11 protein-coding genes are annotated in these 12,756 nt (G+C 45.0%); 1 reads left to right on the plus strand and 10 read right to left on the minus strand.

From position 1 onward, the window contains the following. Positions 1-138 precede the first annotated feature (138 nt). On the minus strand, positions 139-2,508 hold the full coding sequence (gene ppsA / locus F0231_RS08610; protein WP_171759325.1) for a phosphoenolpyruvate synthase: 2,370 nt from the start codon (positions 2,506-2,508) through the stop codon (positions 139-141). 172 nt (positions 2,509-2,680) lie between these two features. Between ppsA and F0231_RS08615 the strand changes: the two genes are divergently transcribed. Next, a complete protein-coding gene (locus F0231_RS08615) occupies positions 2,681-3,514 on the plus strand; it encodes a pyruvate, water dikinase regulatory protein (RefSeq protein WP_171759326.1) in 834 nt (277 codons plus the stop codon). A gap of 21 nt (positions 3,515-3,535) precedes the next feature. On the opposite strand, the gene F0231_RS08620 is transcribed toward F0231_RS08615, so the two are convergent. The 9 genes from F0231_RS08620 to F0231_RS08660 form a co-directional block, all read right to left on the minus strand. After that, the gene (locus tag F0231_RS08620) at positions 3,536-5,860 is read right to left on the minus strand and encodes a bifunctional diguanylate cyclase/phosphodiesterase (protein WP_171759327.1); all 2,325 of its coding nucleotides are present in this window, start codon (positions 5,858-5,860) and stop codon (positions 3,536-3,538) included. Further along, positions 5,844-6,890, minus strand: coding sequence for a spermidine/putrescine ABC transporter substrate-binding protein (locus tag F0231_RS08625; RefSeq protein ID WP_171759328.1), 1,047 nt, complete (start codon positions 6,888-6,890; stop codon positions 5,844-5,846). Before F0231_RS08625 ends, F0231_RS08620 begins: the two co-directional genes overlap by 17 nt. Then, positions 6,880-7,938, minus strand: coding sequence for a PotD/PotF family extracellular solute-binding protein (locus F0231_RS08630; protein ID WP_171759329.1), 1,059 nt, complete (start codon positions 7,936-7,938; stop codon positions 6,880-6,882). The genes F0231_RS08625 and F0231_RS08630 overlap by 11 nt, the downstream gene beginning before the upstream one ends. A 157-nt stretch (positions 7,939-8,095) precedes the next feature. Next, entirely contained in the window at positions 8,096-8,878 is a 783-nt protein-coding gene (locus F0231_RS08635; RefSeq protein WP_171759330.1) for a heme ABC transporter ATP-binding protein, read from the minus strand. Next, positions 8,878-9,915: an iron ABC transporter permease gene (locus F0231_RS08640; protein WP_171759331.1), complete on the minus strand. Its 1,038-nt coding sequence runs from the start codon at positions 9,913-9,915 to the stop codon at positions 8,878-8,880. The genes F0231_RS08635 and F0231_RS08640 overlap by 1 nt, the downstream gene beginning before the upstream one ends. Positions 9,916-9,927: 12 nt before the next feature. Continuing rightward, complete coding sequence (locus F0231_RS08645; RefSeq protein WP_171759332.1) at positions 9,928-10,773, minus strand: hemin ABC transporter substrate-binding protein; 846 nt, start codon at positions 10,771-10,773, stop codon at positions 9,928-9,930. An 11-nt stretch (positions 10,774-10,784) separates the two neighbouring features. After that, on the minus strand, positions 10,785-11,198 hold the full coding sequence (locus F0231_RS08650; RefSeq protein WP_171759333.1) for a biopolymer transporter ExbD: 414 nt from the start codon (positions 11,196-11,198) through the stop codon (positions 10,785-10,787). Continuing rightward, positions 11,195-11,881: a MotA/TolQ/ExbB proton channel family protein gene (locus F0231_RS08655; RefSeq protein WP_171759334.1), complete on the minus strand. Its 687-nt coding sequence runs from the start codon at positions 11,879-11,881 to the stop codon at positions 11,195-11,197. The genes F0231_RS08650 and F0231_RS08655 overlap by 4 nt, the downstream gene beginning before the upstream one ends. Continuing rightward, positions 11,881-12,630 carry a TonB family protein gene (locus tag F0231_RS08660; RefSeq protein ID WP_171759335.1) on the minus strand — a complete coding sequence of 250 codons (750 nt, stop codon included), beginning with the start codon at positions 12,628-12,630 and terminating at the stop codon, positions 11,881-11,883. Before F0231_RS08660 ends, F0231_RS08655 begins: the two co-directional genes overlap by 1 nt. Positions 12,631-12,756: the final 126 nt, after the last annotated feature.

Here is a 12,756-nt window from a genome sequence, read left to right on the forward strand (position 1 = left end):
AATCGATACCTAAAATGTGGATGGTAGACATATGGTTCACCTCGTTTTGAGAGCCTACTCTAAGCGTAGGGCTTGAGAGTGAGGCGGACCATATAATTAAGGCTTCCGAATTGGAAGCCTTTGTCGTTTATTAGTGAGTTACTTGCTTACTTTACCAAGCTTTAGCCACGTATCGATGACTGTATCAGGGTTTAGGGATACAGAGCTAATGCCTTGCTCCATCAGCCACTCAGCCAAGTCATCATGGTCTGATGGGCCTTGCCCACATATACCGACGTATTTACCCGCTTTGGTCGCAGCATCAATGGCCATTTGCAGCATGGCTTTAACGGCTGGGTTGCGTTCGTCGAACAGGTGAGCCACATCGCCCGAATCACGATCAAGACCAAGAGTAAGCTGAGTCATATCGTTTGAGCCGATAGAGAACCCATCGAAGTACTTCAAGAACTCATCTGCAAGTACGGCATTAGATGGCAACTCACACATCATGATTACTTTTAGACCCTGGTCGCCACGGCGCAGATCAAACTTAGCGAGTAGATCGATAACCGACGCCGCCTCGCTTGGTGTGCGTACAAATGGGATCATAATCTCGACGTTTTTAAGACCCATTTCGTTACGAACACGCTTGATCGCTTGGGTTTCAAGCTCGAAACAATCTTCAAAGACAGGAGAGATGTAGCGAGAAGCGCCACGGAAACCAAGCATTGGGTTCTCTTCGTGCGGTTCAAACGCTTTACCGCCTACCAAGTTGCTGTACTCATTCGACTTAAAGTCTGACATACGAACAATGACGCGTTTCGGCCAGAATGCCGCGCCGATAGTGGCGATGCCTTCAGTCAATTTGCTGACATAGAAATCGATAGGATCTTTGTATCCGCGAATGCGTTGGCTGATCTCAGCTTTTAGCTCGTCGCTCTGCTCATCAAAATTCAGCAGTGCTTTCGGGTGAATACCGATCATCTTGTTAATGATGAACTCTAAGCGAGCAAGGCCAACCCCTTCATTTGGGATTTGAGCAAAGTCGAACGCTCGGTCTGGGTTGCCAACGTTCATCATCACTTTTGTTGGTAGCAATGGCAGTTCATCAACCGCAGAGCGCTTAATTTCAAACTCTAGCTCACCGTTGTAGACATAACCTGTCTCGCCTTCAGAACAAGATACCGTGACGGTTGCGCCATCAGTAAGTTCATTGGTTGCAGTGCCACAGCCAACGATAGCTGGAATGCCAAGCTCACGAGCAATGATCGCAGCGTGACAAGTGCGGCCGCCACGATTGGTTACGATAGCTGAGGCTTTCTTCATCACAGGTTCCCAGTCTGGGTCTGTCATATCTGTAACGAGAACGTCGCCTTCTTGAACCAGTGACATTTGGTCAAGAGAATCAACCAAGCGAACTGGACCTGAACCAATGCGCTGGCCAATTGCACGGCCTTCTACAAGAACGTCAGCTTTGTTGTTAAGCTCATAACGCTCGATAACGTTCTGTTCGCTCTGAGAGCAGACCGTTTCTGGACGAGCTTGTACAATGTATAGCTTGCCATCGATACCATCTTTTGCCCACTCAATATCCATTGGACGCTGGTAGTGCTTCTCGATGATCATTGCTTGTTTCGCAAGTTCTTTGATTTCTTCATCATTTAGAGAGAATGTATCGCGCTCTTCAGATGATGTATCAATAATATCAACCTGCTTGCCAATCTCTTGGTTTGTTGAGTAAATCATCTTTATAAGCTTTGAGCCAAACGTCTTTTTAACGATAGGGTAGTGGCCCGCTTCAAGCATTGGTTTATGCACGTAGAACTCATCAGGGTTAACTGCGCCCTGAACAACCATTTCACCTAAACCCCAAGAGGAGGTGATGAAGACTACTTGATCAAATCCTGATTCGGTATCTAGGGTAAACATCACACCTGAAGACGCTTTGTCAGAACGAACCATGCGTTGAATTCCCGCAGAGAGCGAGATACCACGGTGATCAAATCCTTGGTGAACGCGATAAGAGATTGCTCGGTCGTTAAATAGCGACGCATAGACGTGTTTGGTCGCTTCAAGAACCGCATCAATGCCTTTCACATTTAGGAAAGTCTCTTGCTGACCCGCGAACGAGGCGTCTGGCAAGTCTTCCGCTGTTGCTGATGAGCGAACAGCAACCGAAAGCTCATCGTTACCATTAATCAGCTCTTGATAGTTTTCGCGAATGTCCTGCTCAAGATCAGCAGGGAAAGGGGCATCTAAAACCCATTGACGAATGGTAGCACCTGTCTTACGCAGGGCGTCAACATCTTCAACGTTAAGTTCATCGAGTAGTTGGTGGATACGGTCATCCAAGCCTTCATAATCAAGGAACTGGTTAAATGCGTGGGAGGTGGTCGCAAAACCGTTTGGCACAGATACGCCAGCATTGGATAAGTTAGAGACCATTTCTCCTAAAGAAGCGTTTTTACCGCCGACTTTGTCGACATCTTCCATGGATAGGCCGTTGAACCAGAGGGTGTTCTTTTGCATGTCTTTCTCCAGAAACATTGCAGCTTTGTAGGGGTGGCAAACGATTACGTGTTAGCTCAAAAAAATTCACGAGGAATTTCAAAAGCTGTGGGGGCCGTAACAGCAAGCCGGGTTTTATTATCGATATTATGGTTACTATCCTACTCAAAATAATTTTAAAGTTTAAAATAAAATGCAAATTGATATTCAAAGTCGTGATGTATTCTATGTTTCTGATGGAACGGCCATAACATGTGAAACCTTAGGGCATGTTGTTCTGGGTCAATTCCCATTTAAAGCCAACGAAAAAACCTTTCCATTTATTGAAAGTGAAGACAAATTAACTGACCTAATAAAAGAAATTGAAACTTCCTACCGGAATCATGGCATTAAACCTCTGGTGTTTTTCTCTATCGTGATCCCTGAATATCGTCAAAGGCTGCTTGAATCGAACGCTTTTGGTTATGACGTATTAGAAAGTATTGTGCAGAAGGTACAAGACGATATTCAGATGGAGCCCAAACCCAAGTTGCAGCGCTCACGCAGTGTAGGGAAAGATTCCGATAAGTATTTTGATCGCATAGCGGCTATTGAGTACACGCTTGCTCACGATGATGGTATTACTCTAAAGGGGTTGGAAGAGGCGGATATTATCTTACTTGGGGTATCTCGCAGTGGGAAAACACCCACCAGTTTGTACATGGCAATGCAGTTTGGATTACGTGTGGTGAACTATCCGTTTATTGATGATGATCTTAAACGGATGAAGCTACTGCCAGAGTTTGAAATTCATCGCCACAAGTTATTCGGGCTAACGATCAACCCTGAACGATTAACAGAGATTCGTGAAAACAGACTTGCTGGCAGCGACTATGCCAGCAATGAACAGTGCCTACATGAACTCAAGACCGTTGAAGCTTTGTTCCGCCGAGAGGCCATTCCATATATCAACACCTCTTCTTTGTCGGTTGAAGAGATATCGACCCGGGTGTTGGAACGGGCAGGGCTTCGCCGCAGTTTACTTTAGCGTTTCTACAGCAAGGCGAATCTAATCCGCCTTGCTGTATGTGTGAGCCCAAGAATGCAACTCGACAATGCTCATTGGCTTCCCATAGAAGAAACCTTGCATTAAGTCGCAGCCATATTCAGCGAGCCAGTTGTGCATAGCAATATCTTCAATACCTTCAGCGGTAACCAATTTGTCTTGTGAATGGCAAAGCTCGATCAGCGGTTTGAGTACATGCTGATTATTCGTTTCCACTAATGTATTGAGGAACAGGCGGTCAAACTTAATTTTTTGTACCGGATACTGCACTAATTGAGTCAAGGATGTGTAGCCCGAGCCAAAATCATCAATCGCGAGTCGGTATCCATGGTTCGAAAGAGCATCTAATAGAGGCAACTCAGCACTGTTGTTCGAGAATGTCTCCGTAATCTCAAACTCAATATAATCAGAGTCCAACTGGTGCAACTTACGTTTCTCTTCTATGTAACCAGCAAGCTCGATGCTATTTAGCTCAGCTGAAGATAGGTTAATAGAGAGTTTGAAGCCTTTACCAAATACGGCTTCCAGTTCATGGTAGCTTGCAAACGCCTTATCGATCACGCAGCGATCGATTCGCTCATACAGCCCTTTATCTTCTGCTAGCGGGATAAATTCATCAGGCCATACTTGTCCAAGTGTTGGAGATTGCCAGCGTATAAGTGCTTCAGCACCAACAATTTTGTTAGTGCTGGAACTAATATAAGGCTGAAAGTTTAGGTACAGTTCATTTTCTAATGAAGGCTCTCTCAATGCTTGTTCAATAGAGGCACGTCTTTGAACCATTTGATTAATTGATTCTGAGAAATAAGCATACCCGTTTTTGCCTTTGAGCTTAGCTTGGTACATCGCAGTGTCGGCATTAGAGAGTAGTTTTTCAATGTTGTCTCCATCACTAGGGTACTTCGCAATACCAATACTCATGGTTAAAGGAGAGCTGCTCATCATGGCATGTACGTCGCCCCAGCTTGGTGCCAAGATGTCTTGAACGAATTGATGGGCTATGTCTCTGTATGCGGTAGGCGCTTGCAGAGCAATGGCAAACTCATCCCCCGATAGGCGAGAGACTAGTGTGTTCACGCTCTTGTCTTCACTGTATTGTTCACCAATCTGGTGGAGATAGTGCGCAAGGTCCATAAGCAAACTATCACCTGCGCTATGGCCGTACTTATCATTAATGAACTTGAAGTTATCTAGGTCAATATAAAACACCCAAATGTTATTTTGGTTTGTGTTTTCAGTGATCAGACCTTGAGTCTGATGCTGGAATTGACGGCGATTTAATAATTGGGTTAATGAATCACGCTCTGCTTGAATACGCGTTTTTTGGTAGGTTTCATCTAACTCCTCGTACATGTCATATAGACGCACAGATAAACGGGCTATTTCATCTTTAGACGTTAACTTTTGAATGTTTTTACGATCGCGTTTCTCTACTTCTTGTAGTTGTCGGTCGAGCACGCTGATCGGCCTAATGACGTACTGATACAAAATCGAAAGAATAACTCCGATAGTAATTAATCCCGCGATTGAAAACGAGACCATAAGGTTATGCCAGACCTTACTCACTTTGTTGTCAATCAGATACTTGGCAGGGTCAACCGTAACAGTAATATCATCGGATAGCTGAACCGAAATTGCGCCTTGAAATGTTGGGGTCTTAGTTCGCTGAGTATTACTAAAAATAATATTGCTCTGAGTATCGAACTCGATTTCTCTTCTCAATTCGTTAAAAGAATCGAGAGAGACCGACACAATAACAAAGAAGATATTATCGCGTTCATAGCGTAGCGGTTTTTTTCCGGTTCGTTTATCTAAAACGTCGTAGCGTACCAACATCCCTTCACCCGATGAGTTATGGGTAAAGCCTGAATGCGAGAAGCTCGGATCTATTTTTTCCTGATGACGAACGAAATCTATGATTTTTGGATCAACATCGGCAAAAGGATCGTTACTGCTCTCTGCGTAGTATAAGACGTTCTTCCTACCATCAAGCAAAGAGAGGTTGATAAACGTCTCTTTACTGTATTGAAGCTCATGGATGCTCTCTTGAAGAGTATCAATAAGCTCCAGTTCACGGTACGGGTTGTCCAAGTCATTAAAGTAATCTTCAATAACATGATTTTGTGTCAGTGAATAAGAGAAGCTGTTCAAGTATGAAACTGAACGTTGGAAGTGGCTTGATAGCTTTTCCATTCTCAGTTGTAGGTAACTCTCTTCCCGTTTGATTAGAGCATCTTTTTGTATCGAGAAGATAATATAGCTCGATACCGCCGTACTAATTAGGATGGCAGGAGCAATCAATATAAGAATTTTAGTGCTGAGTTTCATACTTCTTCAAAATCGTTTTGATGACCTTAGTTCTAAGTGTCGAGTTAGCAGAGCTTAGTCGTTGGTCAATGTAGCTTTTATCTAACACTTCCTGGCTTGGAAACAGTGTTTTATCTTCTAAGTAGGTTTTCGGCAGATATTGGTATGCCGCTAAATTGGGGGTAGCCACGCCAATTTCTTCAGCATTCAATGCGGCAATTTGTGCATCCATCAGATAGTTAAGAAACTTTTTGGCTTGCTCGATATTGGGAGATACAGAGTTTATCGCCAAACAATCGACCCAAATTGAGCTGCCCTCATCAGGTATTACAAACGCCCAATCGCCCTCTTGTAAAAAGTTATTTAAAGCAAATTGATCACCACTGTATGCCATCGCAATGTGCAAATCTTGTGGATTGGCGGTTGTGCGAATGTAGCTGATTGCATACTCGAAGGTGAGAAAGTCGGTGAGTTGTTCTAGGGTGTGTTCATAGGCTTTTTTGAGCTCATAAGGTGAAGAGGTGTTCCCCGCATAGCCCATAGTTAATAGAGACGGTAGCAGAGTTTCCACCGTATCTGCCAACATGCCGATATGACCTTTTAGCTCCTCGGTCGGAGAAGTGATGGTTTTCCAACTCGCTGGGGCTTCCTCAAACTTACTTTTCCTGTAAGCCAAGCCAAGTGCTCCCCAGAAGTAGGGTACGGCGTAATCTCCACAAGCTTGAGTCCACCTTTTGTCATTATTCAACGTGTTGGGTAGGTCATCAAGCCGAACCAAGGTATCGTCATTGCCATAGATTCCGGCAGATACATTGTCTAAGGTGATTATGTCGAAGGGTAACTTCTGGCTATTAAGCATTAACTTATTGCGTTCATCGTCGTTGTCAAAGTACGACGATTGTATCGTTTGAGAATTTTCTGATTCCCACCGAGATAGGACGCTTTCAGCGATGGAGTCTTCCCACATATAGATGTGCAAATTGGCATTAGCGTAACTGATATTGAGCAGACCTGCTGCCATTGCTGCAAGTTTTAAATATTTATTCTTCATACTGATAACGTTGATGTTGAGTGATGATTGAGCTCGCAATACGATGACGCAGCGTCATTGGGATATTGCGCATATCCATATAGTATTGAGCGTTATTAAACGTCTTCTTTGAAATCCTTTCAGGATCACTTCCAATAAAATCTACTGTTTCCGCACTGGTGCTCCAATGTCCTAGCTCTGAAGCATTTAAGGCGGCGTTGTCAGGTTGCGTGACGAAATCAATGAACGCAACTGCTTGTTCGATATTGTCGCTGTTGGCTGATACAGCAAGGCAATCCACCCAAATAATGGTGCCCTCTTTTGGCGTAACAAATCCCCACTCAAATTGAGCGTTCATTGCATTTAGCGTATGTTCATCTCCTGAATACGCCATTGCAACGTGGATATCAGCAATTTTATTTGGATTCTGTTCGGCGTAACTCAGTACATAGTCGAAAGCTAATACATCAGGGATGAGTTGCTCTAACTCTCGATAAACCGATTTAAGTTGCGAGGGGTCGGTAGACCTAACAGGAAAGTCTTTTAAAAATAGTGATGGCAGTAATATGTCGGTGTAATCAGACATCATGAGAACATGTTGAGCGTTCTCAGGTTTTGGTTTGACTATCTCATTCCATGACGTTGGTGGGGTAAGGTATAAGTCTTTGCGGTAAACCATGCCCAAGGTACCCCAAAAATATGGAATACCCGCTTTACCGCACTGTTGCTGCATGATGGGTGAAATATGTTCTCGGCCTAGGATGTTGAAATTGCTCAGATCGAGAACCTTGCCACTTTTCAAAAAATTGTGGCTAGCGATTTCATCCAAAACCACAATATCAAGATTCTTACCCGAACGACCGTTAATGATACGATCTCTTTCGACATCGTCATCAAAGTGAGCTTCTTCGACGACAACACCGGTTTTTTCATGCCACTTTTCAGTCACAGCGGGGGATAAATAGTAAGCCCAGTTGAACACTGTCAACTGAGTTTCACTGGCAAAGCTTTGGCCAAAACTAAAAGCTAAGCATAAAACAGCTGTGATTAATCGAACAAAAATAGACATCACTCCCCCTAGATGAATCTGTATTTTACAGTACTTCATTCCAGTTGTCAGCTTATAAACTGATGTGCGGTTCGGATTATCTAAATTGCAAGAGCGAATTGTTGACTTGAATCGCATAAAAAGATCCGGCCATTTTAGGTCGAATCTTTTTATTTGGTTAAGAAGAGGGGTAGACGACGGGGAAGTCTAGGGTTGGGTGCTTGCCGATGGTTGATTGGTAGCCATAAACGCTTTCAACCATCTCAGAAGTCAGCGCCTTCCAAGGTGAGTCGTCACAAACCAGCTTACCGTCATGAAGCACAACCAGTCGGTCAGAGTATTGCGCTGCAAGGTTGAGGTCATGCAAGACAACGACCACTGCAGTATTAAACTCATCCGCCAGGTGACGGGCGATTTTCAACGTATTGTGCTGATGGGCTAGGTCGAGTGCTGAAGTCGGTTCATCTAACATAAGGATCTTTTTATCCTTAGCTTGATCCAGTTGCACGAGCACGCGGGCGAGGTGAAGACGCTGCTTTTCACCCCCAGACAAAGATGGATAGAGCCTATCAGCGAGGTGAGTGACGTCCGTCATCTCCATATATTTGTCTGCTAAGGCGTGTGTCTCTTTATTCGGTGCATTGAGTGGTATTGCGCCCAGTTCGACGACTTCTCGCGCTAAAAAAGGAAAACTCAATGTACTGTGCTGAGGCAACATACCGAGATGTTTAGCCAGAGTATTTGGCTGCCAACTTGATTTAGCTGTACCAAAATAACAAATATCACAACGTGATGGGATCTCGCCGCAAAGTAACTTCAATAGGGTACTTTTTCCTGCGCCATTTGGCCCAAGCAGAGTTGTCACTTCTCCTGCTCTTATATCAATGTTGATATCATCTAGTACCGTGCGTTTGCCAAACTTAATCGAGATATTTTTACCTGAAAGGACAACGTTACTCATCAGATAATTTTCCCTTTTTGTTGAAATAGGAGGTAGATAAAGAAAGGTGCGCCAATCAATGCGGTAACGATACCAACAGGCAGTTCCGCCGGAGCAACGGCAACACGAGAGAACATATCTGCAAAGGTAAGCAATAGTGCGCCCATCAAAGCCGATATTGGTATTAAGGTGCGGTGATCTGGGCCAGATAGCATTCGGCCCAAGTGAGGGATCACTAAGCCGATGAATCCAATCATTCCTGAAACACTCACGGTCACACCTACGCCAACCGCTGTCAGGAGGATAAGCTGGCGTTTCAGTTTTTGAACCGGAATGCCTAGATGGTTTGCTTCTGCTTCGCCAAGCAGCAGAGCGTTAAGTGCCATCGCTTTGCGCATAAACACTAACATTAGGATAAGCAGCGTAACTAAGCAGAGAATTATGCTAGTCCAGTTGGCACCGGCCAGTGAGCCCATCGACCACAAAGAGAGATCTCGCAACATTTGATCGTCGGCGACAAAGTTCATGTATCCGATACCAGCGCCAGACAAAGCACTGATTGCGACACCGGCAAGCAGCATGATGGTGACCGACGTTCCCACCTTGCTTGTGCCCATCTTGTAGACGAGTATTGTCGTTAACGCCCCGCCAAGAAAGGCGAACAGGGGTACTGCGGCAACGTTCATAAATTGAGGGTATTGCTCACTGATATCCGCAAACAAAACAATTGCAAGCGCAGCGCCAAGCGATGCACCTGCAGAAACCCCAATAATGCCAGGTTCCGCGAGTGGGTTGCGAAATAGCCCCTGCATAACAGTACCGCACACAGCAAGAATGGCACCGACGAGCATACATAAAATAGTGCGTGGAAAACGTATTTCATGGATAACCAAGTTGATATGCGGAGCAAGATTTTGAGAGCGAAACACAAGGCTTTGAACGCTGTCCCAAAACCCGATGTTCATTGGTCCCACAGTGACAGAACCAATCGTGGTTGCAAGCAGTGAAAGGCCAAACAGCGTGACAATAAGAGATAGAGGTAAGCGGCGTAATAGCATGGATTCGACCCGTTACTTTAGAAGTTCGCTAAGGCGCGCAGCTTCTGACAAGCTTTTAAGTCCTAAACCACCCACAAGGGCATGGCCATCGATTTGAACAAACTGCTTGTTTTGGCCTGCTGGAGTAGCTGCAAGCATCGGTAGTTTCTTCAAGATTTCATCTGCACCACCGAGTTTGTGGTAGCTGCGTCCACTTACAAGAATGATATCGGGTTGCATTTCAATGATGGCTTCATTTGACAAAGGTTTGTAAGAGGTGAGTTGCTCGGCAGCAGGGTTGACACCACCTGCTAGTTCGATGATCGCATTTGGTGTCGTGTCACGACCTGCAACGTTGGCTGGACGGCCTTCATGAATCAGCAGGAACAAAACCTTTTTCGCGCTTTGCTGCTCGGTTTTGTTACTTTCAAGTGTCGCTATTTTTGCGTTCACTTCTTGTTTCAGGTTTTCAGCCCGGCTTTTAGAGTCTGTGAGTTCAGCAATTTCATCAATACGTTCTAACAGGCCTTCTGGAGTGGATTTAGTATTGACGATATCGACTTTTACGCCAGCAGAGCGCAGCTGATTTAGCGTTGTTTCTGGGCCCATTTCATCCGAGCCGATTAAACGGTTTGCGCCAAGTGCCAATAAGCCTTCAGCAGATAGGCGACGATGGTAACCAACGGTTGGCAGTTGAGATTCGCTTGGCAGTTCACTGGTCACATCGACAGCGACCAATTTATCTTGTTGCTCAAGCGCAAAAATGAGTTCAGTGACGGCGCTGCCTGCACTGATGATTTTTTCGTTCGCCAGTGATGTTGATGCGATAACTGAAAGGGATAGGGCTGCAATCGTGTTGAGTATGGTTTTCTTGTTCATGTCTGACTCTATTATTTTGATTCTTCCGTGAGAAGCTGTGTGGCTTGAATGCCGTTTTCTTGTAGGAATGCGAGTAATTTAACGAGGTATTGAACGTCGGCGGTTTTTTCTGCACCTATGACAATAGGTTGAGCGTTGGAGCGATGCTCCTCTAAAAGAGCAATCGTGAAATTCTCCCAATCAATATACTCTTTACTGTCAATCGCCCAATGAGGCTCTTGATCAAGAATATTGATGGTCAACGACTTGGTATCCACTTCTGATACGGCGCTTGAATCTGAAGTAGGAAGGTCTACTTCAAGTGATTCAAGTTTTACTGCTGCAGTCAGCATTAGGAACACCATAACGATAAAAATGATATCGAGCAGCGGCGTCAGATCTGGGGTTAAACCAAAACGGTTTTCCTCCTGTTTGACTTTGATCATGATGCCGCCTCAATGTTCGACATCGGTTGTGAACCTGCTTCAGGAGTGACGTGCTGCAAGCTGATCCCTTCCAACCAAAGGTTCACGTAGTTCAATGTATGCTCTAGCTTTGCCATCACTTTGTCAGCCCAAAGGCCAAGTAACTGAGCGCCAGCAATGGCGGGTAGCGCTATTAACAGGCCAGCAGCGGTCGTGCGCATCGCAAGGCCTAGGCCTTCGGCAAGATCGTTTGGAGTAATACTTCCTGTCGATGCCGCTACGCCTTTAAACATTTCAATCAGGCCAAGTACCGTACCTAACAACCCAATCAGTGGGCTGATCACGCCAATTAATGTAAGTAAGCGAAGACCAGAGTTAAGCTGGTGGCGCTTCTCTTGCAGCCAAATGCCTGCCGCATCTTCACGTAAGCTTTTTGAGAAAGAGTGGTGGGCAAGAATCATGGCAACCCCTTTATAAAGCAAAGGGCGTCGTGGAGAGAGTTTGTCGACTAACGATTCAATCTCTTTGCTACTGGTTGGACTGATCTGTTTTAGTTCCTGACGAATGGCGCGCTTGCCAACGCCAAGACTTATCACAACTTGGAATAGTCGTTCTGCAATGATCATCAATGTTAATGCTGAGCAGATAATTAGCGGCCATGCCATTAGGCCAAGCTGTTGTTGTATTTGGTGTAATTGTTCCATTATCGATCCAACTTAAAACGAACTGGGATTTGAACTCGGTGTGCCATCTTGTGACCACCAACAGTGTGAGGAGAGAATTTCCACTTTTTGATTGCGTCTAGCGCTGACTTATCCAGCATGGTCGCGCCAGAAGAAGAAATCAGAACTTGTCTTACTTGTTGACCATCTTCATCGAGCCATACTTCATAAAGGGCAACGCCTTCAACGCCACGCTTACGTGCAAGGCGAGGGTATTTAGGTGCGCTCGGACGCGACAAAAACGACGGTTTAGTAATCATGACCGGCTGTGACGTTGCACCATTATTAACCTGTTGTGGTTTGGCTTGCTCAACGGATTTTGAGTCTTCTTTAGCAACCTTTTCAACGGGTTTTTCGATAGGCTTTTTGGGTGCCTCAGATTTTTTAGGCGTTTGCTTGACGACTTTCTTCTCGACAGGCTTTTTCTTGACTGGTGTTTTCTTTTCTACCGGTTTCTTAACTGGTTTCGCTTTCTTAACGACTTTTTTAGGTTCTGGTAGTGCAACCGGTTTTAGGGGCTCAGGAACTGGCTCTGTTTTGGTTACAGGCTCTTCTACAACAGGTGTTGGTTCAGGCGCGGGGGCACTTACCGCCTTAAAGTTAATGGACACAGAGGTTGATTGCGCACCAGCGGGCATCGCGAACGCCTTTGGTTCTTGCACGACGAACATGAACGCAGCATGGACAGCTAAAGAAATGCCGCCGGCTATGGTGTATCGCTTGACGTTCACTTTGACCTCTCTGGGATGATTTGCTGTTACAGAACGATGGGGATTATTACTCACAATACAAATAAGATCAATTATCAATTGCATTATCATTATCGTCATTTTATGATCCTTTCCAGATTATGAGAT

This window comes from Vibrio sp. RE86 (assembly GCF_013114545.1).
Taxonomy (GTDB): domain Bacteria; phylum Pseudomonadota; class Gammaproteobacteria; order Enterobacterales; family Vibrionaceae; genus Vibrio.

Coding starts and splice junctions, on each gene's coding strand:
- ppsA (WP_171759325.1), bottom strand. CDS start 2,508: ATGCAAAAGAACACCCTCTGGTTCAACGGCCTATCCATGGAAGATGTC.
- F0231_RS08615 (WP_171759326.1), top strand. CDS start 2,681: ATGCAAATTGATATTCAAAGTCGTGATGTATTCTATGTTTCTGATGGA.
- F0231_RS08620 (WP_171759327.1), bottom strand. CDS start 5,860: ATGAAACTCAGCACTAAAATTCTTATATTGATTGCTCCTGCCATCCTA.
- F0231_RS08625 (WP_171759328.1), bottom strand. CDS start 6,890: ATGAAGAATAAATATTTAAAACTTGCAGCAATGGCAGCAGGTCTGCTC.
- F0231_RS08630 (WP_171759329.1), bottom strand. CDS start 7,938: ATGTCTATTTTTGTTCGATTAATCACAGCTGTTTTATGCTTAGCTTTT.
- F0231_RS08635 (WP_171759330.1), bottom strand. CDS start 8,878: ATGAGTAACGTTGTCCTTTCAGGTAAAAATATCTCGATTAAGTTTGGC.
- F0231_RS08640 (WP_171759331.1), bottom strand. CDS start 9,915: ATGCTATTACGCCGCTTACCTCTATCTCTTATTGTCACGCTGTTTGGC.
- F0231_RS08645 (WP_171759332.1), bottom strand. CDS start 10,773: ATGAACAAGAAAACCATACTCAACACGATTGCAGCCCTATCCCTTTCA.
- F0231_RS08650 (WP_171759333.1), bottom strand. CDS start 11,198: ATGATCAAAGTCAAACAGGAGGAAAACCGTTTTGGTTTAACCCCAGAT.
- F0231_RS08655 (WP_171759334.1), bottom strand. CDS start 11,881: ATGGAACAATTACACCAAATACAACAACAGCTTGGCCTAATGGCATGG.